The sequence below is a fragment of the Imperialibacter sp. EC-SDR9 genome, assembly GCF_902498805.1.
Taxonomy (GTDB): domain Bacteria; phylum Bacteroidota; class Bacteroidia; order Cytophagales; family Cyclobacteriaceae; genus Imperialibacter.
The window spans coordinates 33,318-57,912 of sequence record NZ_LR701594.1 but is presented as its reverse complement, the minus strand read 5'-3'; the positions used below and the strand labels follow the sequence as shown (position 1 = coordinate 57,912).

At 45.8% G+C, this 24,595-nt stretch carries 24 protein-coding genes; 10 read left to right on the top strand and 14 right to left on the bottom strand.

The window, feature by feature from the left end:
- Positions 1–48: 48 nt before the first annotated feature.
- From GC130_RS19025 to GC130_RS19010, 4 genes are all read right to left on the bottom strand, one after another.
- Positions 49–1,338: a NupC/NupG family nucleoside CNT transporter gene (locus tag GC130_RS19025; protein ID WP_151999938.1), complete on the bottom strand. Its 1,290-nt coding sequence runs from the start codon at positions 1,336–1,338 to the stop codon at positions 49–51.
- Positions 1,339–1,423: 85 nt separating this feature from the next.
- Positions 1,424–2,026, bottom strand: coding sequence for a bifunctional nuclease family protein (locus GC130_RS19020; protein WP_151999937.1), 603 nt, complete (start codon positions 2,024–2,026; stop codon positions 1,424–1,426).
- 6 nt (positions 2,027–2,032) lie between these two features.
- Positions 2,033–2,980 (bottom strand): electron transfer flavoprotein subunit alpha/FixB family protein, encoded by a 948-nt coding sequence (locus GC130_RS19015; RefSeq protein ID WP_151999936.1) that lies wholly within the window; start codon positions 2,978–2,980, stop codon positions 2,033–2,035.
- Positions 2,981–3,009: 29 nt separating this feature from the next.
- Positions 3,010–3,747, bottom strand: coding sequence for an electron transfer flavoprotein subunit beta/FixA family protein (locus GC130_RS19010; protein ID WP_151999935.1), 738 nt, complete (start codon positions 3,745–3,747; stop codon positions 3,010–3,012).
- A gap of 189 nt (positions 3,748–3,936) precedes the next feature.
- On the opposite strand from GC130_RS19010, the gene GC130_RS19005 reads away from it, so the two are divergent.
- Positions 3,937–4,263: a tetratricopeptide repeat protein gene (locus tag GC130_RS19005; protein WP_151999934.1), complete on the top strand. Its 327-nt coding sequence runs from the start codon at positions 3,937–3,939 to the stop codon at positions 4,261–4,263.
- A gap of 1 nt (position 4,264) precedes the next feature.
- Here the strand turns inward: GC130_RS19005 and GC130_RS19000 are convergent, their stop codons facing one another.
- Positions 4,265–5,263 carry a zinc-binding dehydrogenase gene (locus tag GC130_RS19000; RefSeq protein ID WP_151999933.1) on the bottom strand — a complete coding sequence of 333 codons (999 nt, stop codon included), beginning with the start codon at positions 5,261–5,263 and terminating at the stop codon, positions 4,265–4,267.
- A gap of 11 nt (positions 5,264–5,274) precedes the next feature.
- On the bottom strand, positions 5,275–6,837 hold the full coding sequence (dnaB, locus tag GC130_RS18995) for a replicative DNA helicase (RefSeq protein ID WP_151999932.1): 1,563 nt from the start codon (positions 6,835–6,837) through the stop codon (positions 5,275–5,277).
- Positions 6,838–7,074: 237 nt separating this feature from the next.
- On the opposite strand from dnaB, the gene murC reads away from it, so the two are divergent.
- The 3 genes from murC (at position 7,075) to GC130_RS18980 (ending at position 11,585) form a co-directional block, all read left to right on the top strand.
- Entirely contained in the window at positions 7,075–8,448 is a 1,374-nt protein-coding gene (gene murC / locus GC130_RS18990) for a UDP-N-acetylmuramate--L-alanine ligase (RefSeq protein ID WP_151999931.1), read from the top strand.
- A gap of 3 nt (positions 8,449–8,451) precedes the next feature.
- The gene (locus GC130_RS18985) at positions 8,452–9,258 is read left to right on the top strand and encodes a 3'-5' exonuclease (RefSeq protein WP_151999930.1); all 807 of its coding nucleotides are present in this window, start codon (positions 8,452–8,454) and stop codon (positions 9,256–9,258) included.
- Positions 9,259–9,404: 146 nt separating this feature from the next.
- Positions 9,405–11,585, top strand: coding sequence for a bifunctional alpha,alpha-trehalose-phosphate synthase (UDP-forming)/trehalose-phosphatase (locus tag GC130_RS18980; protein WP_151999929.1), 2,181 nt, complete (start codon positions 9,405–9,407; stop codon positions 11,583–11,585).
- Here the strand turns inward: GC130_RS18980 and GC130_RS18975 are convergent.
- On the bottom strand, positions 11,582–13,363 hold the full coding sequence (locus GC130_RS18975; RefSeq protein WP_151999928.1) for a glycoside hydrolase family 15 protein: 1,782 nt from the start codon (positions 13,361–13,363) through the stop codon (positions 11,582–11,584). The two genes, GC130_RS18980 and GC130_RS18975, sit on opposite strands and share 4 nt — an antisense overlap.
- A 117-nt stretch (positions 13,364–13,480) precedes the next feature.
- On the opposite strand from GC130_RS18975, the gene GC130_RS18970 reads away from it, so the two are divergent.
- The 4 genes from GC130_RS18970 (at position 13,481) to GC130_RS18955 (ending at position 17,513) form a co-directional block, all read left to right on the top strand.
- Positions 13,481–14,446 (top strand): ABC transporter ATP-binding protein, encoded by a 966-nt coding sequence (locus tag GC130_RS18970; protein ID WP_151999927.1) that lies wholly within the window; start codon positions 13,481–13,483, stop codon positions 14,444–14,446.
- A complete protein-coding gene (locus GC130_RS18965; RefSeq protein ID WP_151999926.1) occupies positions 14,446–16,014 on the top strand; it encodes an ABC transporter permease/substrate-binding protein in 1,569 nt (522 codons plus the stop codon). The genes GC130_RS18970 and GC130_RS18965 overlap by 1 nt, the downstream gene beginning before the upstream one ends.
- 73 nt (positions 16,015–16,087) lie before the next feature.
- The gene (locus tag GC130_RS18960; RefSeq protein ID WP_226940548.1) at positions 16,088–17,176 is read left to right on the top strand and encodes a TrkA family potassium uptake protein; all 1,089 of its coding nucleotides are present in this window, start codon (positions 16,088–16,090) and stop codon (positions 17,174–17,176) included.
- 4 nt (positions 17,177–17,180) lie between these two features.
- Positions 17,181–17,513, top strand: a complete 333-nt coding sequence (locus GC130_RS18955; RefSeq protein WP_151999925.1) for a hypothetical protein — start codon at positions 17,181–17,183, stop codon at positions 17,511–17,513.
- A gap of 8 nt (positions 17,514–17,521) precedes the next feature.
- On the opposite strand, the gene GC130_RS18950 is transcribed toward GC130_RS18955, so the two are convergent.
- From GC130_RS18950 to GC130_RS18925, 6 genes are all read right to left on the bottom strand, one after another.
- On the bottom strand, positions 17,522–18,157 hold the full coding sequence (locus GC130_RS18950; RefSeq protein WP_151999924.1) for a GPP34 family phosphoprotein: 636 nt from the start codon (positions 18,155–18,157) through the stop codon (positions 17,522–17,524).
- Positions 18,158–18,208: 51 nt separating this feature from the next.
- On the bottom strand, positions 18,209–19,453 hold the full coding sequence (locus GC130_RS18945; RefSeq protein WP_151999923.1) for a sodium:proton antiporter: 1,245 nt from the start codon (positions 19,451–19,453) through the stop codon (positions 18,209–18,211).
- Between the two features lie 332 nt (positions 19,454–19,785).
- Entirely contained in the window at positions 19,786–20,391 is a 606-nt protein-coding gene (locus tag GC130_RS18940; RefSeq protein WP_151999922.1) for a hypothetical protein, read from the bottom strand.
- Between the two features lie 8 nt (positions 20,392–20,399).
- Positions 20,400–21,173 carry a hypothetical protein gene (locus tag GC130_RS18935; RefSeq protein WP_151999921.1) on the bottom strand — a complete coding sequence of 258 codons (774 nt, stop codon included), beginning with the start codon at positions 21,171–21,173 and terminating at the stop codon, positions 20,400–20,402.
- A gap of 95 nt (positions 21,174–21,268) precedes the next feature.
- Entirely contained in the window at positions 21,269–21,679 is a 411-nt protein-coding gene (gene mscL / locus GC130_RS18930) for a large-conductance mechanosensitive channel protein MscL (RefSeq protein WP_151999920.1), read from the bottom strand.
- Between the two features lie 40 nt (positions 21,680–21,719).
- On the bottom strand, positions 21,720–22,511 hold the full coding sequence (locus tag GC130_RS18925) for an MIP/aquaporin family protein (RefSeq protein WP_151999919.1): 792 nt from the start codon (positions 22,509–22,511) through the stop codon (positions 21,720–21,722).
- Between the two features lie 93 nt (positions 22,512–22,604).
- On the opposite strand from GC130_RS18925, the gene GC130_RS18920 reads away from it, so the two are divergent.
- Both GC130_RS18920 and GC130_RS18915 read left to right on the top strand, forming a co-directional pair.
- The gene (locus GC130_RS18920; protein WP_151999918.1) at positions 22,605–23,258 is read left to right on the top strand and encodes an HAD family phosphatase; all 654 of its coding nucleotides are present in this window, start codon (positions 22,605–22,607) and stop codon (positions 23,256–23,258) included.
- 5 nt (positions 23,259–23,263) lie between these two features.
- Positions 23,264–23,923 carry a DUF4159 domain-containing protein gene (locus tag GC130_RS18915; RefSeq protein ID WP_151999917.1) on the top strand — a complete coding sequence of 220 codons (660 nt, stop codon included), beginning with the start codon at positions 23,264–23,266 and terminating at the stop codon, positions 23,921–23,923.
- Here GC130_RS18915 and GC130_RS18910 read toward each other — a convergent pair whose 3' ends face one another.
- Positions 23,924–24,502, bottom strand: coding sequence for a hypothetical protein (locus GC130_RS18910; protein WP_151999916.1), 579 nt, complete (start codon positions 24,500–24,502; stop codon positions 23,924–23,926).
- Between the last annotated feature and the right edge of the window lie 93 nt (positions 24,503–24,595).

Below are 24,595 nucleotides of genomic sequence, written 5' to 3'. Positions count from 1 at the left end.
AAAATTTCGATCAGCCAACAGCCCTCAATATGAAATAAGTTTTACGGATTAATAAACCACCAGGGCACCGGCGATAGTGCCGGTCATCATGCAGGCCAGCGTGGCCGCAAGAAGTGCTCTCATTCCTAGTTTGGATAAGTTACCCTGCTGGTTAGGGGCCATTCCACCTATGCCCCCCACCTGGATAGCAATACTTGAAAAGTTAGAAAAACCGCAGAGCGCATAGGTGGAAATGACAATCGCTTTTGGGGAAAGCAAACCGGCGGTTTTCATCTCCGACAAGCCCAGGTAGGCAACGAATTCGTTGATAACTGTTTTTTGTCCAAGTAAGCTTCCCACTGCCAGCGTCTCGTTCCAGTCTACTCCCATTACAAAGGCAAAAATTCTAAAAACCTGGCCAAGGATATATTCCAGCGAAAATCCGGTAAAGCGACCGTCGGTGCTTGAAGAAATTATAGCATTTAGTCCGGTAATATCGCCTACCACATTGGATAGAAAGTAATTGATAGCCGCAATCACAGCGATGAAGGCAAGGAGCATCCCACCGACGTTTAAAGCAAGCTTAAGTCCTTCAGAAGCTCCATTCGACAGCGCATCAATCAGGTTAACCCCCAGAGACTCCTGGTTCACCTTCAGCTTTCTGTCAATCTTCTCAGGTTCCACTTCTGGAATTATGATTTTAGAAATAACAATGGCGGCTGGGGCATTCATGATAGAAGCACTAAGCAAATACGCCGCAAATTTGGTTTGCATCACCGGGTCATTCCCACCAAGAAACGCCACGTAGCCTGCCAGCACTCCTCCTGCGATCGTCGCCATGCCGCCCGTCATCAGGCACATCAGCTCCGATTTTGTCATTTTCGGCACAAATGGACGCACCAGCAACGGAGCTTCGGTTTGCCCAAGAAAGATATTGCCAGCCGCCGAAAGCGCCTCAGAACCAGACAGTCTCATCGTTCGTGACATGATCCAGGCAATCCCAAAAACAATCTTTTGCAAAATGCCCAGGTAATAAAGACCAGCAGAAACAGTGGAAAAGAAGATAATGGTAGGCAGCACCTTAAAGGCAAATATGACACCGAAGGTGTCGCCAGCCAGGTCACCAAAGAGAAAGCGAGCACCGTCGTCGGAAAAGCTTAAGAAGGTGACAAAGGCACCGCTAACACCATTGAACAGGTGCGCCACCCAGGCAACTTTGGTGATTAACAGGCCAAATACTATCTGAAGGGAGATGCCAATCCCCACGAGTTTCCAGTCGATGGCTTTTCGATTGTTTGAAAAAAGGAAAGCAAATGCGGCAATAAGCAGAATTCCGATCAGGCCTCTCAGATAGTCCATTCAGTAGTTGTTATGGCAAACCTGCCAAAAATAAAAAAGTCACCCATTTATTGGGTGACCGCTATTCCAATATTTTGAGTAATAATCAATTTCTCTTATTCATCTCATCCCTGATCTTTGCAGCCTTTTCATAGTCCTCTTTGCCAAGCATTTCTGTCAGCAACTCCTGAAGTTTGTCCATAGAAAAGTCTTTCAGCTTGTCCATGAACCCTTTAGGGTTAGCCTTGGAAGCGGATGCCTTAGCCTTTGGTGCCTCATCAGTTTCCTCTTCATCTTCCTCACCCAGCACTATGCCAGCCTCAGCCAGTATCGCTTCATAAGTGAAAATCTCCACGCCAAAACGCAGACCGATAGCTATCGCATCCGACGGCCTGGCATCGATTTCCACTTCTCTGAAGCCATCAGAGCAAACTATCTTCCCGAAGAAAACACCTTCCTTGAGGTCAGATATGATTATCTCTTTGATGGTAAAATTGAAATTATGCGCAAAAGACTTGAACAAGTCATGCGTCATTGGCCTATTGGGTACGATTTTTTCTATTTCTATGGCAATTGCCTGAGCCTCAAACATGCCAATGATAATCGGCAGCCTTCTGTTTCCACCAACCTCACCTAAAACAAGCGCAAAAGAGCCAGATTGCGACTGGCTTGAAGAAAGACCTAAAATTTCCAGCTTTAATTTATCCACAAAAAATCAGTTGTTTAACGCTTTAATAGCTTCAGTTAGTTTTGGAACTACCTCAAATGCATCGGCAGCTACACCGTAATCAGCTGCTTTGAAAAAGGGAGCCTCGGGATCTTTATTGATCACCACAATATACTTTGACGAATTAACTCCTGCAAGATGTTGAATAGCGCCTGAAATGCCTATAGCAATATACAAAGATGGGCTTACTTTCACACCGGTTTGTCCTACGTGCTCATGATGAGGCCTCCAGTCCATGTCCGACACCGGTTTGCTACATCCCGTAGCTGCTCCAAGTGCATCGGCCAGCTCCTCTACCATACCCCAGTTTTCCGGCCCCTTCAAGCCTCTTCCGCCCGACACTACTATGTCAGCCTCCGGCAGAAGCACCTTGCCTTTGGCCTTTTCCTGCGAAGTAATCTTTGCCTTGAAGTCGGTATCACTAAGAGAAGGGGCGAATTTTTCTACTACAGCGGCACCACCATCAGTTTTTAGCGGAACTGCATTCTTCTTTATGGCAATGATCTTTTTGCTGCCCTTTAGCTCAACATTAGCAAAGGCCTTGCCTGTATATATGCTTCTTTTCACCTTGTTGCCCTGAGGGAGTGCTACCACATTGGAGACCAGGCCAGCTCCCATCTTTACCGACAGCCTGGCGGCTACTGCATCACCCAGCGACGATTTGGCCAGCACAACCGTGTCGGCACCAGCTTTGCCTGTAGCTTCGGCCAGCACACTTGCATAGGCTTGGATCACGCCTTCGTTCAATTTGGCATCGTCGGCATGAAGCACTTTGGTGCCGCCGCTTGTTCCAATCTTGTCGAGCTCGCCCCCTTCCACCTGGCCCAGCACCACAGCGACAACGTCACCACCCATAGCGGCGGCATAGCTCACAGCCTCAAGCGAGGATTTCTTTATCTTTTTATCGGCAGTTTCTGCAAAAACCAATATTGCCATATCTAATTTCTTTTCGGGTTAATAAACAATTAAATCACTTTTGCTTCTTCTTTCAAAAGCCTGACAAGCTCCCCTATGTTGTCCTTGTCGATCATCTTCACCTGGCCTTTTGCAGGGGGCAGCTCGTAGTTCTCAGTCACAGTCAGTCCATCAACGGCTGAGGGCTCAACTACTTTAAGTGGTTTGGTGCGGGCCGACATGATTCCCCTCATATTCGGGATCTTCCATTCGGCAATAGGCTCCTGGCAACCTGCTACTAAAGGCAACTCAGCCTCAAGCAACTCCTTTCCGCCTTCAATTTCACGGGTCATTTTCACTTTGTTCCCCTCCACATCCAGCTTCATTACCGGCGATATTGAGGGGATGCCCAGCAGTTCGCCTACCATCCCATGCACCATACCTCCATTAAAATCAATTGACTCTCTCCCCATCAGGATCAGGTCAAAGCTCTCAGCTTTAGCAACTTCAGCAATTTGGGCCGCAACAAAAAATGAATCGGCCGGAGCCACATTCACCCTAATGGCGTCGTCTGCTCCAATTGCGAGTGCTTTGCGAAGCGTAGGCTCTGTCTCAACTGTGCCTACGTTTAAAACGGTAATAGTTCCACCCGTTTGTTCTTTCAGCTCAACTGCCCTCGCCAACGCATAATCATCGTAGGGGCCAATGATATACTGTACTCCATTGCTGTCAAACTTGGTGTTACCGTCTGTGAAAGCAATCTTTGAAGTGGTGTCGGGTACGTGGGTAATGCAGACTAATATCTTCATATCTGGTTTTATTATTCAGGCTTCGGCCAGTGCCTTGCCAGCGTTTCGAAATTCGCCAGCGATCTGCCATTTTCTGATGCAAAATGACAGGCTTGCCAATTCCTTAAATGAGTTGATGTTGCTTAATTGTATAAACACTAATTTCGTCGTGAAGTTAACCAATTGGGGTAAAAATAAAAACGAGTGAACATGGGTAACGAAAGGATAGAAAAGCTGTTAATTTTCCTTAAAGAAACACCACAAGACCCTTTTTTGTTATATGCGCTTGCCACAGAATATAGAACTGATTCTCCCGTGAAAGCCAAAGAATATTTTGATCAGTTATTGGAGGCACACCCCGACTATTTAGCTACCTATTATCAGGCGGCCCACTTGTTTTGGGAAATGGGGCTTACGGAACAGGCCACAGCAACTTTCGAAAATGGCATCAACCTGGCCAAAACTCAAAAGGCAACCAAAGCACTGGCAGAACTGCAAAATGCCTATATGAACTTTCAAATCGAAGAAGGTTTGTAAATCAGAACGTAACAACGAGCTTTCCGAATTGCTTCCTTTGCTTCATTTTGTCAAAGGCCGCCACCACATCAGAAAATGGTCGGACAGAATCAACCACAGGAAGCATTTGAGTTCTGTTCACATAATCAACCATTTGCTCGAACTCCTGATCATTGCCCATGGTGGAGCCTTGAATAGTTAGCTGATTCCAGAAGATTCTGAACACATCAAGTGTTTTGGGGATTCCTGAACTGGCACCATAAATGACTACCCGGCCTCCATGCTTTAATACTCTGAGGTATTGGTTAACCATTTGTCCACCAGTGCTGTCCACAATCAGATCAAATCCACCGGAAGATTTCAGCGCTGTTTGCGCCCACTTTTCGTTGTTGTAATCAAAGCCCTCCACCGCACCAAGGGCTACTGCCTGCGTAATTTTGCTTTTGCTGCCGGAAGTGACATATACATTGGCACCTGCCAATTTCGCAAACATCAACGCATAAACAGCCACTCCACCACCCGCACCAGACACCAGCACATTTTGCCCTCTTTTTAGCTTCCCACGGGTAAAAAGTGCCCGATAAGCGGTCAGCCCACACAAAGGCAGCGCCGACGCTTGTTCTGGAGTTAAATGCGTTGGCTTTTCAAACAACCGATCAACCGGCACCACCACATATTCCGCCAGTGTGCCATTGTCCGGCATCCCAAGAATCCGATACTGAGCAGATTGCACCTCTGGATTGCTTCCCCAGTTGATATTGGGGTTAATAATCACCGACTTGCCCTTCCAGGTTTCGTCAGTATCAGGGCCGAGCTGCTCAACCACCCCACAACCATCGGAGCCCAGCACCACGTCAAATTTGATATTGGGGTATTTTCCCTCCCTGCACCACTGATCCCGATGATTCAGGGCAGCTGCCTGCATCTTTATCAATACTTCGCCTTTTCCGGGTGTGGGCTCAGGCATATCGACCAATTTAACATGGTCGGCGGTTTCGTTGACTAGTTTAAGTGCCTTCATACAGCCAATATCTAAAATGGGGGTGAATTATCCTCAAATGTATGATCATTTTCGGAATCTCCATCAGGAGAATTCGCTCTGCTTTGCAGGGTAATGGTGCTTGAAGGATCAGGCGGTAATGGGCGGAAATTACCAGAAGGTGGTAAACCAAATCCGCTATTGTCTTCGAGGTCAGCAAACTTGGTAAATTTGCCAATAAACTTGAGCTGCACAGTATCCAGCGATCCATTTCTGTGCTTGGCTATGATTACCTCACCCACATTTTGGGTAGGCATGCCATTTTCATCTTGCGTAATACCATAATATTCGGGGCGATAGAGGAAAATTACCATATCCGCATCTTGCTCGATCGAACCAGATTCACGCAAGTCAGAAAGCATTGGGCGCTTGTCCCCTCCCCTGGTTTCCACGGCCCGGCTAAGCTGCGACAGTGCGATAACCGGCACATTCAATTCCTTAGCAATGCCTTTCAAGGCCCTTGAAATAGACGCAATCTCCTGTTCACGATTGCCGGAACCCCCTTTAGAGGTGTCTCCCTTCATGAGTTGAAGGTAATCGATGATAATCATCTGAATATCATGCTTGGCCTTCAGTCGTCTCGCCTTGGCACGCAACTCCATGATACTCAACGCAGGCGTGTCATCTATAAAAATTGGTGCCTTGCCCAGTCCGTCCGTTTTGTGGATTAGCTGCGCCCATTCAAATTCTTCAAGGGAACCCTTTTTGATCTTTTCGCTGGGAAGCTCTGCTTCAGCAGAAATGAGACGATTTACCAGCTGAATCGACGACATTTCAAGAGAAAATATCGCCACCGGTTTTTGAAAGTCGACAGCTGCATTCCGCATGGCTGAGACTACAAATGCAGTTTTTCCCATACCCGGCCTTGCTGCCAGAATAACGAGGTCGGAAGGTTGCCAGCCTGATGTCATCCTGTCGAGTGCCGTGAAGCCGCTAGGTACACCGGTGAGTCCGTCCTTATGATGTTTCTTGGCTTCCAGCTCCAGAATGGCCCTGTGCATCAGGTTATCCATCCCTTCAAAGTTCTTCCGGATATGCGATTCTGATATCTCAAAAAGGTGCTGCTCTGTTTTATCCAGAAGCTCAAACACGTCCACCGTTTCGTCGTAGGCATCCCGCTGCACCTCAGAGGAAATTTGTATCAGGTCTCGCTTGATACTTTGCTCAGTAATGATCCTGGCGTGAGTCTCAATATTGGCTGCCGAATTGACCTTGGTTGTGAGCTCTGTGACGTAGTAAGCCCCGCCAGCCATTTCAAGTTTCCCATTTTTCCGAAGCTGGGAGGTAACCGTGAGCAGGTCCACCGGCTGGGAGTCGTTAAAGAGCATCAGAATGGCTCTGTATATCTCCTGATTGCCTTCTTTGTAAAAGCTCTCCGGCTTGAGTATGTCTACAACATTGGTGAGTGCGTCCCTTTCAAGCATCAAAGCTCCCAAGACGGCCTCTTCCAAATCTATAGCTTGCGGTGGTAGTTTGCCGAGTTGCGCCGACAATTCATTGACTGAAACTCTTCTTTTTCCGACCGGTTGCGACCGGGAAATTGGTAAACTATCCATTCAACTATTTTGGTTTTTCTCAGGTGAAAATTAAGGTTGACAAACCTATAAATTAACCCGCTTTAATCGAACCTGAACGAGCTCAAGTTATCCCTATCTTAATAACAACTTATTAACACTCACGAGGGTCATATCATTGTCCATACATTCAATTTAATTAAGGAAGTCCTTTTTGGGCAAAGTAATATTTGCTGACAGCCCTAATTGTTCTATTTTTGGTTTTGTTAAAATTGATACATGAGCGCTGAACTTCACAGGATACATTTTATTTCAATTGGTGGTGCCGTCATGCACAACCTCGCTATAGAACTTAAAGAGAGAGGACTCGCAGTAAGCGGTTCGGACGATGAAATTTACAACCCTTCGAGAGCTAATTTAGAAAAACATGGTTTACTGCCAGCGACTTTTGGATGGGATGCCGGCAGGATAACGAAAGAGCTGGATGCCGTGGTAGTGGGCATGCATGCCAAAAAAGACAACCCGGAGCTGGCCAGGGCTCAGGAGCTGGGAATAAAGATATACTCATACCCTGATTTCATACTGGAGCAAAGCCGGGCAAAACAACGAATAGTGGTAGCGGGCAGTCACGGAAAAACCACCGTTACGGCGATGATCATGCACGTGCTTCAGCACGCCAAAAAGCCTTTCGATTACGTGGTGGGTGCTCATGTACCGGGGTTTGAACGCACCATCAGGCTAAGTAACGCTCCCATCATCATTATAGAAGGTGACGAATACCTCGCCAGCCCTCTCGATCCAACACCAAAGTTCCTAAGATACGATCATCACATTGGCATCATTACAGGTTTGGCATGGGATCACATGAACGTGTTCCCCACTTTCGACGACTATGTAAAGCAGTTTGATAAATTTGCCGACGCTACTCCAAAAGCCGGCACACTTATATATAATGAAATGGATGACCTTGCAGTGGTTATTGCAGGCAAGGAACGTACGGATGTAAAACGAGTGGCCTATGGCACGCATCCTCATTCTGTCGTCAATGGCAAAACGGTGGTTAACTACGGAGGCAAGGAGCTGGAACTCAAAATATTTGGTGACCACAACATGAGCAACATGCAGGCTGCTTTGTCTTTAGTCAAACTGCTAAGCATTCCGAAAGACACCTTTTATGAAGCGATGGTCACGTTCACTGGCGCCGAAAAAAGGCTTAATAAAGTTGCTGAGAGCAATTCTACGACGGTTTTTTACGACTTCGCACATGCTCCATCCAAAGTGGATGCTACCGTTAAAGCGGTAAAAAAGATATACCCCAACCGGAAACTGGTGGCTGCCGTTGAGTTGCATACGTTCAGCAGTCTCAACAAAGATTTTATCCCCACCTATAAAAACACCCTTAACGCAGCCGACAAAGCTGTGGTGTTCATCAATCCTCACGTCCTTGAAGCCAGGGGTATTTCCGAAATTGATGAGACTTTTCTGCGCAAATCATTCAACAGAAATGACCTCACATTCATTACAAACGTGAGTAAACTGAAGACGCTCCTCGAAGAGTCGAAAGGTTCTGATACAAATTTTCTTTTTATGAGTTCAGGCAATTTTGAAGGAACCGATGTGAAAGCCTTCGCCAATGAACTTACTCAACCCTAGTAAATGACACTCAAACTTAAGAACCCCCTGGCGTTTTTTGACCTGGAAACAACCGGGATCAATATTTCGAACGACAGGATTGTAGAAATTTCCATTGTGAAACTACTTCCCTCCGGGGAAAGAGTTACGAAAACACAGAGGATCAATCCGCAGATGCCTATCCCGCTTGAAAGCAGCCTTATCCATGGCATTTATGATGATGACGTAAAAGACGCCCCAATATTTAAGGAAGTGGCCAAGTCGTACGCTGCCTTTCTGGAAGGATGCGACCTGGCCGGCTTCAATATTTTGCAGTTCGACGTGCCGTTGCTTGTGGAAGAGTTTCTGAGAGTGGACGTTGACTTCGATCCAAGTAAAAAGAAGCTCGTGGATGCTCAGAAAATTTTTCACCTGATGGAAAAGAGGACACTGGCAGCAGCTTATAAGTTCTACTGCGGAAAGGAACTACTGGACGCACACAGTGCTGAAGCCGACACCATGGCCACTCTGGAAGTACTTTTGGCTCAGGTAGAAAGATACGAAGGGCAGGAAGTAGTCAGCACTCGTGGGGAGCATCTGGGAAAAGTAGCCAACGACGTGGCTGCTTTGCACGAAATCACAGCCAGTAACATGGTCGACCTGGCAGGCAGAATTGTCAGGAACGATGCAGGCACTGAGGTGTTCAATTTTGGAAAGCACAAAGGCCGTGCAGTTGAAGACATTTTCAGTCAGGAACCCTCCTACTACGACTGGATGATGAGGGGAGATTTCCCAATGGACACGAAGAAAAGGCTGACCGAAATAAAACTTCGGGGATTCAACAAAAAGTAGTTTCGGTTAGTTATTCCCTAACGAAGAGAGTAATAATTGCTATTTTTATAATAATAGAGCTAAAAATTGAGTTTTAGAAAGCTTTACTCTTTTGGCGTTGCCTTTCTTTGTATATTAGTGATCTACAAAATAAGCAGCCTCTAAGTATGCCAAAAACCATTATTGTTTCTAACCGTCTTCCGGTCAAAATCAAAGTTGAAAAGAATGAATTTAAGACAAGACCAAGCGAAGGAGGCCTGGCAACAGGCCTGGGCTCTATCTACAAGAAGGGAAACAATATTTGGCTGGGGTGGCCTGGGCAACCGATAAAGAAAGAATCAGACAAGGCGAAAATCACAGCCCAGCTCAAGAAAGACAACATGGCACCCGTATTTCTCACTCAAACGGAGATTGAGGAGTTTTATGAGGGGTTTAGTAATGAAACGCTCTGGCCCAACTTTCACTATTTCAATCAGTTCGCTGTCTATAACACCGGTCTGTGGAAAGCCTACCAAAAGGTCAATAGAAAGTTTGCCAAAGAAATAGCCAAAATTGCTTCACCCGATGACACCATCTGGATTCACGACTATCAGCTACTGCTGGTGCCTCAGATGGTTCGTGAAATGTTTCCACGGATTAGCATTGGTTTCTTCCTCCATATCCCCTTCCCTTCTTTCGAGTCGTTCAGGCTGTTGCCCTGGCGCCGTGAGCTGCTTCTTGGCATGCTGGGCTCCGATTTTCTCGGCTTTCATACCTATGACGATATGCGGCACTTTCTGTCGTCGGTAAACAGGTTGGCAGGTTTTGGCAATTCAAATGGCAAAATGACGGTCAATAACCGAATAGTAATGGCCGATGCATTGCCCATGGGTATTGACTACGACAAATACGCCAGCGAAGCCTCCCACCCCGACACACTTACGAAAGAGGTGAAGTTCAGAGCCTCGCTGGGAGATGTAAAACTTGTGCTTTCCATTGATAGACTTGATTATTCAAAGGGAATCCCTCAACGACTTCGGGCCTTCGAAATGTTTCTGGAACGATATCCCGAATGGCGAGACAAAGTATCTGTTGTCATGATAGTAGTACCTTCCAGAGATCAGGTGGAAATGTATAAGCAACTGAAAGAGGAAATTGACCTGTTGGTTGGCCGAATCAACGGAAAATTCAGCAGACTTGCCTGGACACCTATTCATTACTTCTACAGGTCATTTGAACTTTCATCTTTATCGGCTTTCTACAGAATGGCCCATGTTGCTTTGGTAACGCCTATGAGAGACGGCATGAACCTGGTGTGCAAAGAATTCATCGCCAGCAAACTCGACAAAAAAGGCGTCCTTATCCTTAGCGAAATGGCGGGCGCATCAAAAGAGCTCTCCGATTCTATCCTCATCAATCCTAACGATATGGAGGAACAGGTAGAAGCGATCCATCAGGCGTTAACGATGCCTGAAGGCGAGCAAATTACCCGGATGACCAGCATGCAGGAGTCGCTCAAGCGGTACAATATTCACCATTGGGTCAATCTGTTTTTCGACCGGCTTGGGCTGGTAAAAGCTGAGCAAAAAAGTCTCGAAACGAAACTTGTGGACAAGGAAACTTCGCAAAAGCTGTTCAAAGACTACAAAAAGGCCTCCACCAGGCTTATCTTCCTCGATTACGACGGCACATTGACTGGTTTTTCTGGCAACCCTCAGCATGCGATTCCTGACGCCGAACTTCACAGTATTATCAAGTCGCTAACGGCGAACAAAAAGAACAGGGTGGTCATCATCAGTGGCCGTGACAGGCAAACACTGGAAGGCTGGTTGGGCCGATACCCCGTCGACTTCATTACAGAGCATGGTGCGTGGCTGAGAGAAATCAGCTCTGAATGGGAAACTATTGCTGCCATGGATGCTTCCTGGAAAAGAAACATCATGGAAGTGATGGAAGGGTACGTTAACAGGACGCCGGGCTCATTTGTTGAAGAAAAGGAATTCTCTCTGGTTTGGCACTACAGAAAGGTAGAAACCGGGCTTGGCGAGCTCAGAACACGTGAGCTGACCAGCCACCTGAAATACATCACTGCCAATATGCCGCTGAATGTTTTGGAAGGCAACAAAGTGGTGGAAGTGAAAAATGCTGAAATTAACAAAGGCCGGGCTGCCACACTTTGGCTGGAAAAATTCCCAAGCGATTTTGTACTCGCCGTGGGCGATGACTGGACCGACGAGGACACCTTCAAGAGCATGCCCGACAAGGCATACTCCATAAAAGTAGGCAGCACCTATTCTGCAGCCAAATTCAATATCCCGTCCGTTGAAGACGTACGCAAGCTATTAAAACAACTAGCGGATATTGTTTAAAGGAAACTAGGGCTATCCAGCTTTCTCGCAATTCTGTTAGCGGCATTCAGGAGTCCCACATGGCTATAAGCCTGTGGGAAATTGCCCCACATGCTCCCATCACTTTCTGCCACATCTTCGCTCAGCAGTCCCACATGGTTGGCATAAGCAATTGTGTTTTCAAAAGTCTTGATCGCTTCATCCAGACGGCCTACGCAAGCTAAGGCCTCTACGTACCAGAAGGCGCAAATAAGGAAAGTGGTTTCTGGGCTACCGAAGTCGTCCACGTGCTTATACCTGTAAAACAAGCCACCTTTCCCCTTCAATTCAGCCTCCAGGGCCATCAGGTGGTCGTTGGCCCGCTTGGTGTCTCCTTGAAAATAATTCATCATGATGAGCTGCAAGGTACTGGCATCCATCCTTTCGACACCAATGGCCTGGGCATATCCTTTCTTTGACGGCACATAACACTCTTCTATTTTTTTGGCTGACCTTTCCATCAGCTTCTGAGCCTTCACTCCCATTACCTGATCGCCGTTGTGCTTGGCTATCTTGACTGCAGCAGCGCTCCCTGCCCAGTGAAACAGATAGGTGTAGCAGTGTTTCTGCGCCAGATTACGGAACTCCCACAGGCCTGCATCCGGCTCGTCCATGGTGTTTTCGATCATTTCAAGGGCTTGATAAACGAGCTTCAATGAATCGGAACGCTCCTTTCCTATAAACCGACGATCGGTGTACAATGGCAAGAGGGAAACCAGCACCTGCCCATAAACGTCATTCTGAATATGCGTATAGGCATCGTTACCTATCCTAACCGGCCCATTGCCCATGTAACCTTTGAGTGGCAGTATCTCTTCAATCAAATTAGAGCTCTCACTAATACCATAAAGGGGCTGAAGTCGGCCTTTGTGTGTAGCGCTTGTATTAAGAATATACTGGAAGTATTTTTCCAACTCCTCAAAGTGACCAATACTATTAAAAGCAGTGAGGGTATAGTAGGTATCCCGCATCCAGCAGAATCTGTAGTCCCAGTTTCGGCCAGTACCGGGAGCTTCAGGCAAACTGGTTGTAGTGGCAGCCAAAATGGCGCCCGTATCTTCGTATTGATGTATCTTCAAAGCGAGCATTGACCTGATCACCTGAGACTGGTAAAAATCATAGATCGACGTGCTCTTTACCCAATTTCTCCAATAGTTAATCGTACGGCTCAAAAAAGTTTCTACAGTTGCTACCAAAGGGGCTTCAAGTGGGGGGCCAAAAGTAAATACAAGGTATTTGGTTTCATTCAGCACAAACGCCTCATCCTCCATTACATAGGTAAGTGGGATATTTGTTGTCAATCTCACATTGCCGTCGAGGCCCAAAAACCTGATATGATTGCTTCCCTGGCTTTGTTCTGGCACTATTTTTCCGTAGTCACCTCTGGGCTCACACTCCACCTTTATCCTTGGATTTCCCTGAATCGGTTCAATTTTTCTTACCATCATCAACGGCTTGTAATACCTGTCGTTCTGGTAGAATCTGGGCGCAAAATCAGTTACAAGAAATTTACCGTCAGCGGCTTCCACCTCAGTACAAAGCACATTGGTGTTCTCAATATAGTACTGATTAAAAGTTGCATTTGGTTCACATGGGATTACAGAAAACTCCCCTCCTTTTTCTTCGTCAACCAGACTTCCAAAAATGAAGCTGGAGTCAAATCTTGGCCAGCACATCCAAACTATGTTAGTGTTTTTGTGGATGTGGGCTGTGAAAGCGCAATTTCCAATCACTCCAAAATCATACGTATGTCTGTTCATTTCAGTTAACGGTCTCTTAAATGAATTCTTAAAAAGGGGCTTTTTGACTAAAGATACAAGCCTTGATTGCAAAGAGTAGGTGAATGACCTAATTTCACTTTTACCGAAAGTAAAATAATGGTCGAACTGGTCAATATTACTAAACTCTACCACAAAAAACCTGTAGTCAACAATGTTTCTCTTTTTGTTCCGAAAGGGCAAACGCTGGTGCTACTCGGCAAGAGTGGCTCCGGCAAAACCACTCTCCTGAAAATGATCAACAGGTTGATTGAACCCGATGAAGGAAATATTCTCATCGACGGAGAAAACATTGCCAACCGGTCAGTGGAGGAACTCCGCAGGAACATTGGTTACGTGATCCAGGCTATTGGCTTGTTTCCGCACTGGACTGTCGCCCAAAACATAGCGACCGTGCCGGCTTTAATCGACTGGCCAAAAGACAAAATCTCCTCAAGGGTATCGGAGCTGCTGGAGCACATGGGACTACCGCAACAGTTCGCCTCGAGGTACCCGCATGAGTTGAGCGGTGGGCAGCAGCAACGAATCGGTGTAGCCAGGGCTCTCGCCGCCAACCCATCGTTGCTTCTTATGGACGAGCCTTTCGGAGCGCTAGACCCAATCATAAGAAAGGAGATACAGTCCGACTTTCAACACCTTAGCATCTTCAAAGAAATGACGAAGATCGTGGTCACTCACGACGTCAAAGAGGCTTTCTATCTGGGTGATGAGGTAGCACTCATTGACGAGGGGAAAATCATTGAAAAAGCCACACCCAGAAACTTTCTATTCAATTCAACGAGCAACCTGGTTAAGGGCTTCATTGGGGAAGATGCATGGTCGCTCAAACTTTCGCAAGTGGCACTTTCAGAAGTCATTTCCTTTCTGGCATTTGCGAAGGACTCCGCAGAAGAGGTATTGATTTGTCATATAGATGAAAAGCCGTTCAGCCGGATATTTTCTATGGTAAATTCTGACCAACAACAAGTAAAAATAATCGACGACAGCGGGCTTGTAGGGCATGCATTTGTGGGCGACTTAAAAGCTTCATTTCTCAAATTCGAAAGCCAACTGGTAGCAGACTGATGATCGAGTTTCTAAAAGATAATATTGGCGAAATAGGTGAGCAAACAATGGAGCACTTGTGGCTTTCGGGGATCTCCATTTTTCTATCCTGTGTAGCCGGAATAAGTCTTGGATTGGGTCTCACCAGGAATCAGAAATTGGCAGGCTTTTTCATTGGTGTCACCGGAGTCATGCAAACCATCCCAAGCCTTGCCATGCTTGGCTTTTTCATTCCCTTCCTTGGCATTGGAAAGCTGCCTGCCATTTTAGCGCTGTTCCTCTACGCATTGCTACCTATTGTAAGGAACACCTACACGGGCATTCAGAACATTGATGCAAATATCAGAGAGGCAGCCATATCAATGGGGATGACCCGCTATCAGTTGCTGGCGAAAGTAGAGTTTCCCCTGGCGCTGCCGGTGATTTTTGCCGGAATCCGGACAGCCACGGTAATCAATGTTGGTGTAGCTACCTTGTGCGCACTTATTGGTGCCGGGGGACTTGGAGAGTTTATTTTTAGGGGGATCACTCTCAATTCTACACCCATGATCCTTGCCGGAGCCATTCCGGCGTCTCTATTGGCCATTTCTCTGGACTATGCACTATCGCTTGTGCAGAAAAATGTAAGAAAGAGGTTGTGGCCATTTATTGCGGGAATGGCTATTGTGGTAGGCATCTACCCCGTCTGGGCCAGCCTGAGTCAAACCAACAATAAAGTAGGCCTGGTCGCTGGCTTCAACTCGGAATTTATGAACAGGGCTGATGGCTGGCCTGGGCTAAGCGAAGCTTATGACCTGCAACTACCAGCATTAGAGCTGGAAATAACACTGATGTACGAAGCGCTGAAGAACCAGGAAGCCGACGTTATTGCTGGCTTCACCACTGATGGCAGAATTCAGTCCTACAACCTCCGGGTACTGGAGGACGACCTGCATTATTTTCCGCCCTACTATGCCGCACCCATTGTCAAGCTGGCAACGCTCAAAGAGTATCCACTGCTGGAAGCTTCTCTTGAAAAGCTGGAGGGCAAGATACCAAAGGAGTTGATTGCGTACCTTAACCTGAAGGTCGATCAGCATGAGTTCACCATCGAGCAGGCTGCCGATAGCCTGCTTTCAGCAGTAACAAAGGGAGTTTTTGTTAACAATCGTTCTGCGTCCGGCAAAGAAAAGCTGGTTATTGGCTCCAAAGCTTTCACGGAAAGCTACATCCTGGCAGCTTTTCTTTCGAGGTACATCGAAGCCACTACCTCCTACCGAACCGATCTAAAGCTAGGCTTCGGAGGCACCAAGCTACTTTTCGATGCCTTCCTTAGCGGCGACATCAAGCTTTATCCCGAATACACAGGCACAGCTTTGCTGGTTTTCGTTCAGCCCGACAAAACTGTTATTGACTCCTTGCTTCAATCACCGGAAAAGATTCATACTTTTACCAATAGAGAATTAAAAGAAGACTTTGGTGTTGTAATGCTGCCTTCGTTTGGGTTCAACAATACAACTGCCCTGATGATGAGAGAGGAGTTGGCAAATCAGCTCGGCATTGTCTCTATCAGCGACTTGAAAAATTACATCAATCGTTTTGATCAGTAGAGCAATAAGTCATATTTTAACAACCTGATACCTTAAAAAATGCGGAAGACAGTTCCGAGCTAATCGACCAAAAGTGGCTGCTAGAGATCAACAGAATAAACACCTAAAACATGGCCTTGAAATTGCAGGAGGGCTAGCGATCTATTTTATCCTGATAGCTCTGCTGGTGGAATTCGAAAATGACAGCAATCAGGCCTCGATAACAAACTTTTCAAATGCCATCTGGTTCTCAATAGTCACACTAACTACCGTTGGTTACGGAGACATCTATCCAATAACTATTTATGGAAGAATTATTGGCTATATATTCCTCTTTATAAGCCTGGGTATTTATGGTCTTTTAATTGGTCAATTCACAACACTTATGACAACTATTAAAGAAAATAGCAAATTGGGCTATGGCGGCACTTCCTTCGAAGATCATGCTATTATCATTGGATGGAACGATTTTGGAAAAGCTGTCGCAGATCAGCTCGTTGGGGTAGGGAAAAAAGTAGCTATCATAACTGACAAAGCCACTGACATCGATATTATTAAGGAGAAGTACCGGAGCGCCAGACAAAACATCTACACGCTTTATGCTGACTATCAAAACCTCGATATGTTGTCGAAAGCGAATATTGAAGACTCTTCAATCGTGTTCATTAACTTTGAAAATGACACAGAGAAACTGGTCTATGTACTGAATTTGAAAAAGCTGTACTCCAGCTTACGTTTTGTTGTGACACTTGACAATGCTAACCTGCGCAACACATTCCTAACGGCAGGAGTAACAAACACCATCTCCAAAAACGAAATAGCCTCCAAGCTACTTGCCAGCTACATGTTTGAGCCAGATGTGGCTGAATACAGCGAAGACATCATGTCGATTGCTGAAACTGACGGAGACTACGATATCAAGCAATTGATTGTAACCGAAAAGAATCCATACCTCAACAAACCCTATCAGGCAGTGTTTTTTGACATCAAAAAGCGATTCAATGTAATCCTGATCGGCTTGAGCAAACTGGAGGCTGGTGGCAAGCGGAAGCTCCTTAAAAACCCAACTGATGAGCAGAAAATAGAAATGGGAGATTATATGATTATGATCCTCAACAAGAAGTCATATCAAGCCCTCCGCAATGTCTTCCAGATTGACGAAGGCTATGTTAAAAAACTATGATCCTATGAAGGCATTCAAAATCGCACGACTATCGCTGGCTTTGGCTTCACTTGTCCTCTTAGGATGTGAAAACAGAGATGCTAATCCAGAGACCAGCATCTCCATGGGGGAAATTCGTGAGGAGGGAGAATATCACTTCACTGTGATCATGGTCGACAACTGCGAATATCTGATGCTGATGATGGACAGAAATCACCCGCATGAAGGGTTTGGCTTTATGGCACACAAAGGGAATTGTAGAAACCCGATTCATATCTACAACCCCGATGTTCCCTATGTACCTACCGTTTACGACTCATCTGTCGTCGTCGGCAGACCACTTAAGATCGACAAGTAGTTTTCCTTTTAAAGCGCCGCAATGTGCTCTTTTACCTCCTCCAGAGAACTGGCAACTTCAGGAGGCAATCCACCTGAATGAACCGAGTCTTTAGCAAACTTGATGGCATCGATAAGCTCATCTTTGTCGCTAAACACTTCGTCAAGAATCTCCAGACTCCCCAGCAATGAAGCAAGAATGACGAATGCCGGAGTTGGCTTCACTCCTTTCAATACAATTGACTTTAACGAATCTCTGATTTCCTTCTCGTAGGCATAATTCGCATTGTCCATACGCTCAGAAATAGGTATCCAAAGCAAGCGGGTTGCTTCTCTCTTCAAAATACCTCTGCCAATCAGTAAATCGATACACATCTCATAGAGAGATCTCATTTGAGGTGCAAGGCTCACAACTGTGTCCTTTACTGATTTGCCCCCTTGGCCGACGCTGCTCAGTATGTGGTCGAGTATTTTGTTGCCTGAGGAAGTCGTGTCTTTGATGGTGATTTTACCTCCCTCAAAACCAATTTTACGCAGCAAGTTCAGTTCAAAAATCCCTGCGGCAACCAAAGCGTCTATGATGCCTTTTTCGGCATCTGCCAACAACCTGCCCTCATTGTCATCAAGGGCAATTAACAATAGTCCTTCTGCTAAACTTAATCTCATTTTATAATTAATGTTACTATGCTAAAAACACTACAAAGTAAATGAAAATCACTATGACTTTATAAGTTTTCCAATGGTTAAACCTTGTACAAGTATGGAGAACACAACCACACAATAGGTACAAGAAAGTATAAGATCCTTTTCAGCGATAGAATCGGGAAGAGAAAGAGCCATTGCTACTGACAATCCGCCCCTTAACCCTCCCCATGTGAGGATAGCTACGGTGTTCTTTTCAAAGTGTCGGAAACGTTTCATAATGCCTATCGGCAAGGCCACGCCGATAAACCTGGCAGCCAGTACAATCGAAATTGACATTAGTCCGAGTGCAAAATAATCGACCACAAAACTTTGACTGATAACTATCATTTCGAAGCCGACCAAAATGAACAGAATGGCGTTCAATGATTCATCGAGCAAGTGCCAGAATTTATACACGTATTCTCCCGTGGCACTGGCAAACTCATCTCCCCTGCCCTCGTTGCCCACAAATAGTCCCATGATTACCATTGCCAGTGGGCCGGATACATGGAGCATTTCTGAAAGCCTGGCGCAAACCAGCACCATAGAAAGGGTTACCAACACCTCAAGCTCCACATGATCATTATCGATGAAGTCGAGTAGTTTGAGGCCCATGTAGCCAAAAACAGCTCCAATACCCAATCCGCCAATTACTTCTCTCGCAAATAGTCCCGCCACCTCAAGTGCATCAAACGAATCGGCTCCTCCTCTTTCGTCAATTCCCATAATGGTGAGGAACACAACAACGCCAATACCATCGTTGAACAAGGATTCTCCTGCTATCTTAATTTCCAGGTTTTTGGAAAGATTGGCTTTTTTGACCAGGGCTAGGACTGCAATAGGATCTGTAGGCGATATCAGTGCACCAAAAAGGTAACAGTGCACCAGCGTGATTTCAAATCCTACAAAGGTGAAAGCGTAATACATCAGCGTGCCTACAATAAAGGTAGACACAAGCACACCAATGGTCGCCAAAATCAAAATGGGCCACTTTTCCTGCAAAAGCATTCGCAGGTTAATCGACATGGCGCCAGCAAAGAGCAGAAAGCTCAGCATGACATTCAGGAGCACTTCTTTGAAGTCGAAATCCTCCATGATTTGGATAGCCAGGTCACTTACTGAAGGGAAAATCAAGCCAAGCAGTAATATCACGACAGACATCACAAGCGCAATAGCCATCAAACCGATGGTATGCGGTAGTTTAAGGTAGGTGATATTTACTAGAGTGAAGGCAGCTGACAGGAAAATCAGCAACGAAATAAGGTCTAATATATCCATACTCCTGTTTTAGTCGATAGGTCTAAGCAATTAAAAATTAATACCATCTAGAAAAGATTCTTTTTAAACACGGCCTTTTATTATTTGAACCCATTCGTTTTCCTTTCGAAAGGAGTTCCATGTAACAAAGCGCCACTTTTTGCTGGTGAATAAAAAGCTGCAGGAATATTGGTGGTAATCGCCGGGCAAATATATAGAATTAACCTCTATCTATTAAAATTAATGTAAAAAAATAGGTGCTTTACCCTATCCAGGGCTTTTGTCATGCGCAATCTGTTTGAGGAAAGGTAAGCACCTACGGAACCTACCTGACCAAGAATAAGGCATAAAAGCTAATATGTCAGTTTAGCTACTTCCGAAATTGGCATAGCATTGGCAGCACTAGTGACTTCACTTTCGGTAAAGGCCCCATCAAAGTCCACGGTGAACAGCGACTGATTGAAGGGAATCTGAAGAGTGTAACCTCCTACAGCTTGTGTTGCATCTTTTCTTTGCAAAAGTGCCTTATACCCGCTCACCTTAACCACCTTCTGGCTACCATCCGAACTATTCATAATCATAGGCATAGCCAAAAGACTGTTAATACCGGCCAGCATGGGCGAGTTGTCCATCAAGTCAATGGCGACCGACTTGGTGGTGTCACCATAATCACGGTGAACAAACAATCCCCCAAAAGACGAAGAGTTGCCGGAGACATTATCGTTTGCCTCAACAAACGAAAAACCAGCAATACTTTTGGGCAGTATTTCCAGAATCTCCTTTCCAATCTCCTTATCCACCTCAGCCAGCGACTGCTGTAGGGCAAACCGAGCTTCTTCCAAATTGCCAGCCTTATACTCATTCATTGCAGTAGCTGTTGATGCAGTAAAATCATTTTGCGCACTAGCAGTAAGGCCAAACACGGTTACTATCAATGCAAGTATATATATCTTCTTCATCTTAAATCTTAGTTAATCTTATCGCCCAACTGTTTTTGAATGCCCGCCAAATCAAAGGCGTCCGATACTTTTAGCGCAGCTGATTCGTCAGCAAAATTTACCATTTTCATGATCGCTATGCTTGTCTGCCCGAGAGGCACCGACAGTTTGTAACCATCGTATTCGGAAAACTCCAACACACCCTTAAAACCCTGCACCGTCACTGATTTGATGTTCTCCTGACCTGAAGTATAAGCCGGATTGGCCAGGTACATATTGGCCGACATGAGTAAGGAAGAATTATTGGCAACAGTTATATCTATGGCTTTGTCGTTGTTGTAGTATTCCCTGAAAATGGTTAACCCGACAAAAGCCATTCCGGTACTTGTGACCTTATCGCTCTCCTTGACAAAGGCTATGCCAGCCACTTTTTCAGGAAGAGACTCCATTACCTTGTTGCCCATTTCCATTTCTATCCCCACAATGGCCTGTTGTAGTGCATACCTGGCTTCGCCATATTTCTTAGCAGAAAATGAAGACTCGGCAGTTGCAATGCTCTTTCCTACATCGGGCGGGGTTGTGATAAGGCCTCCGGACGTGTTATTCATAGGTCGCCCAGATCGTTCATCACCTTCAGAAACACTGGGTGTAGACGGTGCGTCATTGTCACCAAAAATGGCGTTGGCAGCTTTGTTCTTGGCTGCTGATTTCACTTTGTTCAATATGGCTTGCGCCTCTGTTTGGTAGTTTAAAAAGCAGAGCAGCGCCAGCGCAACGGCTCCTTTCAATTGAAGTTTCAGCATACTCGTTTGTATTAAAAAAAGAATCGACAGCAAGATAATACGTTGAATCCAATTCAACGTTTCCTTACAGCCGATATAATTTTGGAGCGGAGCGGTTACTTCTGAGCTTTCAGCAAATCTCTGATCTCAGTAAGTAATTTTTCTTCATTGCTTGGTGTCGGCGGGCCTGCTGGCGCTGGTGCCTCCTCTCTTTTCTTCTCCATTCGTTTATAGCCTTTAATAACCATAAAAATGGAGAAGGCAATGATAATGAAATCAATCACAGTCTGGGTAAAAGCACCGTAATTAATTGTTACAGCTGCCTTCTCACCAACTGCCTCCTGAATAACGACGTTTAGATCCCGGAAGTTGACATTACCAAGCAGCATCCCTATTGGCGGCATCAGGATGTCATTTACAAGTGATGAAACAATTTTTCCAAATGCCCCACCAATGATTACTGCGGTGGCCAGGTCAATCACATTGCCTTTCATGGCAAAGTCCTTGAATTCTTTTAAAATTCCCATGTTTACGATTTGTGTTGGTAGTAGATTGAGATATAATGTTCTATAGCTTCTTGTTTTCCAGCAGGCTGAGAGTGACAATAATAGCAAAAAAGATTACCCCAGCAGACAAAAACATGCTCACCTCATCGTTAAATAAGAATTTATAAAGAGCTGCTCCCGTCGCCCCTCCCGCCAGAGGCCCCAGCACAGGCACCCACGAATACCCCCAGTTAGATACGCCCTTACCATGGATAGGCAATACGGCGTGGGCTATTCTCGGTCCCAGGTCTCTGGCTGGATTGATAGCGAAACCTGTGGTTCCTCCGTGCGACAAACCAATTGCAGTGATTAACCCTCCTACTACCAATGGGTTCAATCCCTCCGTGAACTCATTCGCACCGATGAACAAAATCGCAAAGATTAAGATAAAAGTGCCCATAAACTCAGAAAGTACGTTAGCGCTCGTGCTCTTTATAGCCGGACCAGTCGAAAACACTCCCAGTTTGGCAGCGGCATCTTCTGTGGCTTTCCAGTGAGGCAAGAAATGAAAATACGCTAAACAGGCTCCACAAAAAGCACCAGCCATTTGAGCAAGCATATACCCTGCTATCATGTCGGCAGGAAACTCACCTGCTGCATACAAGCCAAGCGTAACAGCGGGATTTAAATGAGCTCCGCTAATGCCGCCTACAGCATAAATACCGAGCGTTACCCCAAGCCCCCAGCCAATACAGATGGTGAGCCAACCTGCATTTTGTGCATAACTTCCTTTAAGTGTGGTGGCGGCGTTCACTCCGTTGCCAAAATAGAGCAAGACCATCGTTCCAATAAATTCTCCTAGGTATGGGTTCATGTGTTGTCTTTTTGCGAAAATATACGAAGATGATTTGGAACCGCCATTCGCTCGGCTAATTTTACGCCCAGCGCTATTTAACCACGCAAATACATGAAGCCAGCCGCCTTATTGTTCGACATGGACGGAGTGATCGTCGACAATCACCAATTTCACCTGAAAGCGTGGATGGAGTTTTCAAAGCGACATGGCTTCCACCTTGACGAAGTCGAGTATAAAAAACACATCAACGGAAGGACCATTTCGGCTACCATGGCCCACTTCTTCCCTGATGAAAAAAACCCAGATGTGATCCAGTCCCTTGGTGCCGAAAAAGAGGAGATTTACAGACAGCTATATGCTCCACATCAAAAACCAACTCCCGGCTTGGTAAATTTCTTGCGCCTGGCCATGGATGCCGGGATTGCCGTGGGCGTTGGTAGTTCAGCGCCTCCTGAGAATATTGCCTTCACATTAGACGGGCTTGATCTTCGGAAGTACTTTGCTGCAATAGTAAATGGCAGTGAAGTGAGCGTGGGCAAGCCTGCTCCAGAAGTGTATTTGAAGTTGGCAGAAAAGCTTGGTGCAAAAGCCGAAGATTCCATCGTGTTAGAAGATGCCCTATCGGGGATTGAAGCTGGAAAGAACGCAGGAGCAAAAGTGATTGGACTGGCTACAACCCATCCAGCACATGAAATCAGCCATTCAGACCTTGTGATAAACGATTTCAACGGACTCACCGTTGATAAGCTAACGTCTCTTTTTTAGTAGTTATGAAGAAAGTTTCCTTTTTGGCACTTGTCATGTTGGGTTTCGGGGCTCTCGCCCAGCAGGACAATACTATGAAAATTGCCAAGCTGAAATATCACGGGGGTGGCGACTGGTACGCCAATAAGACTGCACTGCCCAACCTGGCTAAATTTTGTAACGAAACCCTGGGCACGGCCCTTGCACCTTCCGAAGACGCTGTTGACGTAGGCAGTCCTGAGATTTTCTTGTATCCCTATGTGTACATGACTGGGCATGGCAACGTGCTCTTTTCCGATCCGGAAGCAACCAACCTCAGGGAATACCTTGTTTCAGGTGGCTTTTTGCATATCGATGACAATTATGGTCTCGATCAGTTTGTGCGCCTCGAAATGAAGAAGGTGTTTCCTGAACTGGAGTTTATAGAGCTTCCTTTTTCACATCCCATTTACCACCAGAAATACCAATTTGCTGAAGGTCTACCCAAAATCCATGAACACGACGGCAAAGCCCCCATGGGGTATGGTCTTATTTATGAAGGAAGGCTTGTTTGCTTTTATTCTTACGAGTGCGATCTGGGAAATGGCTGGGAGGATCAATCGATCTACAACGACCCGGAGACTGTACGGCAAAAAGCCCTGCAAATGGGCGCCAACATTATTGCCTACTGTTTCACCAGCTTCTGATCAATACTTTCTGTTGAGAATTTCGCCAAGGATGATGGCCTTCTTGGCACCGTGCTGATCGGAAAGCATATCTACAATTTCGTCCCGAAAAGCTGAATTGTCCTCTTCTTTGATCTCAAATTCCTTGAACCTGCTTTTGGCTCTTTCAAGCTGCGCTGAAAGCTCGTCGTCTTTGCTGTGATCGATATGGATTGATTCCTGATAAATTCTTTTTGTTTCTTCATCAGAAAAAAGCCTGGTGTGGCTACCCTCTTTCACTGTGGCAATTTCCTTGTCTTCCCACTCATCATGTACGTCTTCATAGTTTTTTCCGTCAGACGGAAATTCGAAAGAGCGGCTGGGCTCAGGCGCTGGTTGCTGGGGTGGCTTTTGAGCAGTTTTACCTCCGCTGGTCAGCTCCTTCAGCAGGTCTTCGAAGCTCATGGGTGGCGTGGATGTCGGCTCCGGCTGGCTTTCATAGTCATCATCGCTTTGAGACCTTCTTTCCTGAACCTCAGGCGCTTTTGGCTTCTTCTTCAGGTTTCTGACCACAAAATAAATAATGGCCATAACAATGTAAATGATGACGTCTCTATCCATATACCTCAAATATAAGTCATTGAATGTTATTTTTGCTGTCTGCCCCAAAAAAGAGGACAAGTATCAGCGTAATGTTGATAACTAGCCCCCTTT

Coding starts and splice junctions, on each gene's coding strand:
- GC130_RS19025 (WP_151999938.1), bottom strand. CDS start 1,338: ATGGACTATCTGAGAGGCCTGATCGGAATTCTGCTTATTGCCGCATTT.
- GC130_RS19015 (WP_151999936.1), bottom strand. CDS start 2,980: ATGGCAATATTGGTTTTTGCAGAAACTGCCGATAAAAAGATAAAGAAA.
- GC130_RS19010 (WP_151999935.1), bottom strand. CDS start 3,747: ATGAAGATATTAGTCTGCATTACCCACGTACCCGACACCACTTCAAAG.
- GC130_RS19005 (WP_151999934.1), top strand. CDS start 3,937: ATGGGTAACGAAAGGATAGAAAAGCTGTTAATTTTCCTTAAAGAAACA.
- GC130_RS19000 (WP_151999933.1), bottom strand. CDS start 5,263: ATGAAGGCACTTAAACTAGTCAACGAAACCGCCGACCATGTTAAATTG.
- dnaB (WP_151999932.1), bottom strand. CDS start 6,837: ATGGATAGTTTACCAATTTCCCGGTCGCAACCGGTCGGAAAAAGAAGA.
- murC (WP_151999931.1), top strand. CDS start 7,075: ATGAGCGCTGAACTTCACAGGATACATTTTATTTCAATTGGTGGTGCC.
- GC130_RS18985 (WP_151999930.1), top strand. CDS start 8,452: ATGACACTCAAACTTAAGAACCCCCTGGCGTTTTTTGACCTGGAAACA.
- GC130_RS18980 (WP_151999929.1), top strand. CDS start 9,405: ATGCCAAAAACCATTATTGTTTCTAACCGTCTTCCGGTCAAAATCAAA.
- GC130_RS18975 (WP_151999928.1), bottom strand. CDS start 13,363: ATGAACAGACATACGTATGATTTTGGAGTGATTGGAAATTGCGCTTTC.
- GC130_RS18970 (WP_151999927.1), top strand. CDS start 13,481: ATGGTCGAACTGGTCAATATTACTAAACTCTACCACAAAAAACCTGTA.
- GC130_RS18965 (WP_151999926.1), top strand. CDS start 14,446: ATGATCGAGTTTCTAAAAGATAATATTGGCGAAATAGGTGAGCAAACA.
- GC130_RS18955 (WP_151999925.1), top strand. CDS start 17,181: ATGAAGGCATTCAAAATCGCACGACTATCGCTGGCTTTGGCTTCACTT.
- GC130_RS18950 (WP_151999924.1), bottom strand. CDS start 18,157: ATGAGATTAAGTTTAGCAGAAGGACTATTGTTAATTGCCCTTGATGAC.
- GC130_RS18945 (WP_151999923.1), bottom strand. CDS start 19,453: ATGGATATATTAGACCTTATTTCGTTGCTGATTTTCCTGTCAGCTGCC.
- GC130_RS18940 (WP_151999922.1), bottom strand. CDS start 20,391: ATGAAGAAGATATATATACTTGCATTGATAGTAACCGTGTTTGGCCTT.
- GC130_RS18935 (WP_151999921.1), bottom strand. CDS start 21,173: ATGCTGAAACTTCAATTGAAAGGAGCCGTTGCGCTGGCGCTGCTCTGC.
- mscL (WP_151999920.1), bottom strand. CDS start 21,679: ATGGGAATTTTAAAAGAATTCAAGGACTTTGCCATGAAAGGCAATGTG.
- GC130_RS18925 (WP_151999919.1), bottom strand. CDS start 22,511: ATGAACCCATACCTAGGAGAATTTATTGGAACGATGGTCTTGCTCTAT.
- GC130_RS18920 (WP_151999918.1), top strand. CDS start 22,605: ATGAAGCCAGCCGCCTTATTGTTCGACATGGACGGAGTGATCGTCGAC.
- GC130_RS18915 (WP_151999917.1), top strand. CDS start 23,264: ATGAAGAAAGTTTCCTTTTTGGCACTTGTCATGTTGGGTTTCGGGGCT.
- GC130_RS18910 (WP_151999916.1), bottom strand. CDS start 24,502: ATGGATAGAGACGTCATCATTTACATTGTTATGGCCATTATTTATTTT.